Origin of the sequence: Streptomyces sp. WELS2, assembly GCF_013870595.1 — a bacterium.
Classification (GTDB): domain Bacteria; phylum Actinomycetota; class Actinomycetes; order Streptomycetales; family Streptomycetaceae; genus Streptomyces.
The window spans coordinates 1-6,101 of the sequence record NZ_JACBWZ010000352.1; the positions used below are offsets into that span (position 1 = coordinate 1).

Below are 6,101 nucleotides of genomic sequence, written 5' to 3' on the forward strand. Positions count from 1 at the left end.
TTGTCGATGCCCATCCCGAAGGCCGAGGTGGCCACCACGACGTCCAGGCCGCCGCCTCGTCGTCCAGCCGCAGGGTCAGGGCGATCCGCTTGCGCGGGATGTCCACGTCCAGGACCTTCACCTTCACGATGTCACCGGGCTTGACGACATCGCGCGGGTCCTTCACGAACGACTTGGACATCGCCGACACATGCACCAGGCCGTCCTGGTGGACGCCGACGTCGACGAACGCGCCGAACGCCGCCACGTTCGTCACCACGCCCTCCAGGACCATCCCGGCGGACAGGTCGGAGATCTTCTCCACACCCTCCTTGAAGGTGGCCGTCCTGAAGGCGGGACGCGGGTCGCGGCCCGGCTTCTCCAGCTCCTTGAGGATGTCGGTGACGGTGGGCAGACCGAAGGTGTCGTCCACGAAGTCGGCCGGCCTCAGCGAGCGCAGCACCCCTGTGTTGCCGATGAGGGACGCCACCTCCTGGCCCGTGGTCTTCACCATGCGACGTACCACCGGGTAGGCCTCCGGGTGCACGCTGGAGGCGTCCAGCGGGTCCTTGCCGCCCCGGATGCGCAGGAAGCCCGCGCACTGCTCGTACGCCTTCGGGCCGAGCCGCGCCACCTTCTTCAGCTCCGCGCGGGAGGTGAAGGGACCGTTGGCGTCCCGGTGCGCCACGATGTTCTCGGCCAGCCCGGCGGAGATGCCCGACACGCGCGACAGCAGCGGCACGGACGCGGTGTTGACGTCCACGCCGACGCCGTTCACACAGTCCTCGACGACCGCGTCCAGCGAGCGGGACAGCTTCACCTCGGACAGGTCGTGCTGGTACTGGCCGACACCGATGGACTTCGGGTCGATCTTCACCAGTTCGGCCAGCGGGTCCTGCAGGCGCCGCGCGATGGACACCGCGCCCCGCAGCGACACGTCCAGGTCCGGCAGCTCCCGCGAGGCGTACTGCGACGCCGAGTACACCGACGCGCCCGCCTCGGACACCATCACCTTGGTGAGCTTCAGCTCCGGGTGCTTCGCGACGAGTTCACCGGCGAGCTTGTCGGTCTCGCGGGAGGCCGTGCCGTTGCCGATCGCGATCAGCTCGACCGCGTGCTCCTTCGCCAGCCGCGCCAGCGTGGCGATCGCCTGGTCCCACTTGTTGGCGGGAACGTGCGGGTAGATCACGTCCGTGGCGACGACCTTGCCGGTGGCGTCGACCACGGCGACCTTCACCCCGGTACGGAAACCCGGGTCGAGGCCGAGCGTGGCGCGGGTGCCGGCCGGCGCGGCCAGCAGCAGGTCCCGCAGGTTCGCCGCGAACACGTTCACCGCCTCGTCCTCGGCGGCCGTGCGCAGCCTCAGCCGCAGATCGATCCCGAGGTGCACCAGGATCCGGGTGCGCCAGGCCCAGCGGACCGTGTCCGTCAGCCACTTGTCGGCCGGGCGGCCCCGGTCGGCGATCCCGAACCGCGAGGCGACGATGCCCTCGTACGACGACGGGCCCTCGGTGGGCTCCTCCGGCTCCAGGACGAGGTCCAGGACCTCCTCCTTCTCCCCGCGCAGCATCGCCAGGATCCGGTGCGAGGGCAGCTCGGTGAACGGCTCGGCGAAGTCGAAGTAGTCGGCGAACTTGGCGCCCGCCTCCTCCCTGCCCTCGCGCACCTTCGCGGCGAGCCGCCCGCGCACCCACATGCGCTCGCGCAACTCGCCGATCAGGTCGGCGTCCTCGGCGAACCGCTCGGTCAGGATCGCCCGGGCACCCTCCAGCGCGGCCTGCGGATCGGCCACGCCCCTGCCGGCGTCCACGAACGCGGCCGCCGCGGCCTGCGGTTCCACCGTCGGATCGGCCAGCAGCCCGTCCGCGAGCGGCTCCAGGCCCGCCTCGCGCGCGATCTGCGCCTTGGTGCGCCGCTTGGGCTTGTACGGCAGGTAGACGTCCTCCAGCCGCGCCTTGGTCTCGGCGCCGCGGATCCGCGCCTCGAGCTCCTCGGTGAGTTTGCCCTGCTCCCGCACCGACTCCAGGATCGCGGTCCGCCGGTCCTCCAGCTCCCGCAGATAGCGCAGCCGCTCCTCGATCGTGCGCAGCTGCGCGTCGTCGAGCATCTCGGTCGCTTCCTTGCGGTAGCGCGCGATGAAGGGCACCGTCGAGCCGCTGTCCAGCAGCTCCACCGCGGCCTTGACCTGCCGCTCCCGTACGCCGAGTTCCTCGGCGATCCTGCCTTCGATGGACCCTGCTCCGAGGGACCCGGGTGTGGTCACGTCCCGTACCGCCTTCTCCACTGGGGTTGCGCGGCAATTGTGGCAGGTGACACCGGCGACCGGGGAGCAGGGCGGCGCCCGGCGGGGCGCCGGGCCCGGGGAGGTCGGGCCCGGCTGCCGCGCGCGGCGGACGAGGCTGTGCCGAACAGCCGGGCGAGCGCCCGGAACGGCAGCGTGACCACCGTCGCGACGGCGCCGCCGGTCCGCCGCAGTACGTCTGCGAGGGCACGGAACACGGCACGGTCTCCTCTCGTCCGGGAACCAGCGCGCACCGGGTACGGCACGACGGCCCGGGGAACCACGGGACGGCGAACCAGGGCCCCGGAGGGGCGCCGGGAGCGTGACCGTCCGGCCGCTGCACGGCTCCGGACGCCCGCGGGCCGCGCCTCAGCCCGTCGTGGACGACGTGGACGCCGTCCACGTGAAGCGCGGCTGCCGGCGCTCCAGGAACGCGGCGACCCCTTCCGCGGTGTCGCCGCTCTCGCGCGCCCGCGCCGCCCAGTGGGCGTCCCGGTCGGTGCGGCCGGCCGTGAACTCCTTGGCGGCGGCCTGGGTGAGCTGCGAGCGGGACACCAGGACGCCGGTCAGCTCCGCGATCCGCTTGTCCAGCTCCCCCTCGGGCAGCACCTCGTCCACCAGACCGGTGCGCAGCGCCCGCCCGGCGTCGATCAACTCGGCCGTGAACAACAGGTACTTGGCGGTGGCCGGGCCCACCAGGGACACCAGCCGGCGGGTGGCCGAGGCCGGGTAGACGATGCCGAGCCGCGCCGGCGTCACCCCGAACAGCGCCCCCTCCTCCGCCAGCCGCAGATCGCAGGCCGCCGCCAGCTGCGCACCGCCGCCCACACAGTGTCCGCGCACCGCGGCGACGGTCGGCTTGGGGAACGCGGCCAGGGCCTCCTCGGCCGCCACCGCGAGGCCCTGCGCCTCCTCCGGCCCGTCCTGGAGCGTGGTGATGTCGGCGCCCGCGCAGAAGGTGCCGCCCTCGCCGGTCAGCACCAGCGCCCGGACGTCCGGGTCGGCCGCCAGGGTGTCCAGCAGCGGGGGCAGGGCCCGCCACATCGCCGCCGTCATGGCGTTGCGCTTGGCGGGATGACGGATCACCACGGTGGCGACGGAGCCGGCGACGTGATGGGACAGCTGGGGGTCCATGCGGCGGATCGTAGCGGAGGCATCGTGGGGCGCCGCCGGGGGAGCGGACGGCACGGCCGGGCAAACCCGTACAACCCGACTAGTTCGCGAACCGGCGCCCGCAGAGCAGGAACAGTCCCGCCCGCGACCAGGTCAGGCACGGTCGGTCAGAAAGCGTTCGATACCCGCCGAGTTGTGTTCAGGTGTCCGGGTGGCAGCGCATCGTTACCAACACTCGACGTGTGGTGACAATCGAGTGCGAGGACGGCGACCGGACGATGGACGACCACGGGCACGGGGACGGCCCGTGCCCCGCGGGCGGCGGCGAACGGCCGCCGGGCCCCCTGCCGTACGAAGGCGTCTGGCGGTTCACCGCGGCCGCGGTGGACGCCTCGGTGCCCGAGGCCCGGCACGCGGTACGGGACCTGCTGCTGCGCCAGGGCGTGCCGGCCTCCGACGACCTGGTGCACGGACTGCTGCTGATCGTCACCGAGCTGGTCACCAACGCGGTGCGGCACGCGGCGCTGCTGTCGCCGGTGCTCGCCGTGGAGGTGGCCGTGGGAGCCGAGTGGGTGCGGGTGTCGGTGGAGGACAACCACCCCTACCGCCCCACCGCCCTGGAGGCCGACCACGGCCGCACCGGCGGCCGGGGGCTGCTCCTGGTCCGCGAGGTGGCCCGGGAGGCGGGCGGGGTGGTCGACGTGGAGCACACCACGAGCGGCGGCAAGGTGATCTGGGCCGCCCTGCCGCTCAAGCCCCCGGCGCTGCCGTAGCGGGCGGTGTCACCAGCCGGCGGCCGGGCCCGTCAGTTCCCTGATCGCCGGCCGGGCCGCGTCCAGCACGGTCGTGAACCACGCCGAGAACGGGTCCCGTGCGTGCCGCTCGGCCAGCTCGCCCGCCGTCACGAAGACGGTCTGGGCGACCTCCTCCGGGTCCGGCGCGGGCGGCGCCTGCACCAGGCCGACGAACAGGTGGTTGTACTCCTGCTCCACCAGGCCCGAGGCGGGGTCCGGGTGGTTGTAGCGGACCGTGCCGGCCGCCGCGAGCAGCGACGGCGACACGCCGAGCTCCTCGTGGGTGCGCCGGGCCGCCGCCGCGAACGGCGCCTCGCCCGGGTACGGGTGTCCACAGCAGGTGTTGGACCACACACCGGGGGAGTGGTACTTGCCGAGCGCCCGCTGCTGGAGCAGCAGCCGTCCCCGCTCGTCGAAGAGGAACACCGAGAACGCCCGGTGCAGCCGCCCCGGCGGCTGATGGGCGGCGAGTTTCTCCTCGGTGCCGATCGTCACACCGTTCTCGTCGACCAGTTCCAGCAAGATCGCCTCTGCGGTGTCCTCCGACGAGCCGTGGGTCGCGGTGGCGGGTGTGATCGGCATACGCATCCTTCGCTTCGGTCCCAGCTTCCCCAGTCTGCCGTACGGATCCGGCACCCCGGGCGCGCCCCGTGTCTCCGCGCGGCGCGCCACCGGCCCCGGACCCGGTAGCCCATCGTGCCCGGCCTCCGCCCCGGGAAACCGTCCGGGGCGCACCGGGCGGCGAGCTGCGGCCGAGTCGCGTGGCACCCGCGCCGTCAGTGGCAGAGCCGCGCCTCGTGCTCCGCGTGCCCGCCCGGTTCCAACTGGAACGTGCAGTGCTCCACGTCGAAGTGGTCGCCGATGCAGCCCTGGAGTTCGTGCAGCATCTTCTCGTTCCCGATGGCGTTCAGCACCTCGGAGCTGACCACCACGTGCGCCGACAGCACCGGCATGCCCGAGGTGATGGTCCAGGCGTGCAGGTCGTGCACGTCCTCCACGCCGTCCAGCGCCAGGATGTGCGCCCGCACCTGCGCCATGTCGACGCCCTTGGGGGCCGCCTCCAGCAGCACGTCCAGCGTCTCGCGCAGCAGCTTCAGCGTGCGCGGCACGATCATCAGCCCGATGACCAGGGAGGCGACCGGGTCCGCCGGCTGCCAGCCGGTGGTCAGGATCACCGCCGCCGACAGCAGCACCGCCACCGAGCCCAGCGCGTCCGCGGCCACCTCCAGGAACGCGCCGCGCACGTTCAGGCTCTCCTTCTGCCCGCGCATCAGCAGCAGCAGCGAGACGGAGTTCGCCACCAGGCCCACCAGACCGAACACGATCATCAGTCCGCCCCGGGTCGGCGCGGGCTCGACGAACCGCTGGACCGCCTCGTACAGGACGTATCCGCCGACCCCGAGCAGCAGCAGACAGTTGGCGAGGGCCGCGAGGATCTCGGCGCGCGCGTAGCCGAAGGTGCGGTTGGCGCTCGGCGGGCGGTTCGCGAAGTGGATCGCGAGCAGCGCCATGCCGAGGCCGACGGCGTCGGTCGCCATGTGCGCCGCGTCCGCGATCAGCGCGAGCGAGTCGGCGACCAGGCCGCCGACGATCTCCACCACCATGATCGTGAGCGTGATGCCCAGCGCCACGCGCAGCCGGCCGCGATAGGCGGCCGTGGCCGTACCCGGGGCCGGCGCGTGGGAGTGCGCGTGCCCGTGGTCGTGCCCTGCCCCCATGACTACCGCCTTCCGTTTGTCTGCCCGGAGGGCCAGTGAACTACGGGTAGGGGGTATTGGCAACGCGGCACTGAACACCGTTGTCATGTGCCGTGACCTGCGGAAACGTTCCGCAGGTCAGCACGCTTCGCCCCACCCGGCGCCACCCGCGCCGGGACCGGCGCTCCTTCCGCCACCGCTGGCCTGCGGCCCGCCGTCACGGGCGCCTCTACGGCG

The 6,101-nt window shown here is 73.0% G+C and carries 5 protein-coding genes and 1 pseudogene; 1 reads left to right on the forward strand and 5 read right to left on the reverse strand.

Annotated elements, in window-relative coordinates; genetic code table 11:
• From H5J33_RS20120 to H5J33_RS20125, 3 genes and pseudogenes are all read right to left on the reverse strand, one after another.
• Positions 1-2,242, reverse strand: a 2,242-nt coding sequence (locus H5J33_RS20120; protein ID WP_181796324.1) for a Tex family protein, incomplete at its 3' end; no start/stop codon positions are given.
• Between the two features lie 107 nt (positions 2,243-2,349).
• Positions 2,350-2,478, reverse strand: a pseudogene (locus H5J33_RS37600) (LPFR motif small protein); the annotation flags it as partial.
• Between the two features lie 151 nt (positions 2,479-2,629).
• Positions 2,630-3,394, reverse strand: coding sequence for an enoyl-CoA hydratase/isomerase family protein (locus H5J33_RS20125; RefSeq protein ID WP_181796325.1), 765 nt, complete (start codon positions 3,392-3,394; stop codon positions 2,630-2,632).
• A gap of 257 nt (positions 3,395-3,651) precedes the next feature.
• On the opposite strand from H5J33_RS20125, the gene H5J33_RS20130 reads away from it, so the two are divergent.
• Positions 3,652-4,146 carry an ATP-binding protein gene (locus tag H5J33_RS20130; RefSeq protein WP_181796328.1) on the forward strand — a complete coding sequence of 165 codons (495 nt, stop codon included), beginning with the start codon at positions 3,652-3,654 and terminating at the stop codon, positions 4,144-4,146.
• A 9-nt stretch (positions 4,147-4,155) separates the two neighbouring features.
• On the opposite strand, the gene idi is transcribed toward H5J33_RS20130, so the two are convergent.
• Positions 4,156-4,749, reverse strand: a complete 594-nt coding sequence (gene idi, locus H5J33_RS20135; protein ID WP_181796326.1) for an isopentenyl-diphosphate Delta-isomerase — start codon at positions 4,747-4,749, stop codon at positions 4,156-4,158.
• Between the two features lie 194 nt (positions 4,750-4,943).
• Positions 4,944-5,885 carry a cation diffusion facilitator family transporter gene (locus H5J33_RS20140; protein WP_181796327.1) on the reverse strand — a complete coding sequence of 314 codons (942 nt, stop codon included), beginning with the start codon at positions 5,883-5,885 and terminating at the stop codon, positions 4,944-4,946.
• Between the last annotated feature and the right edge of the window lie 216 nt (positions 5,886-6,101).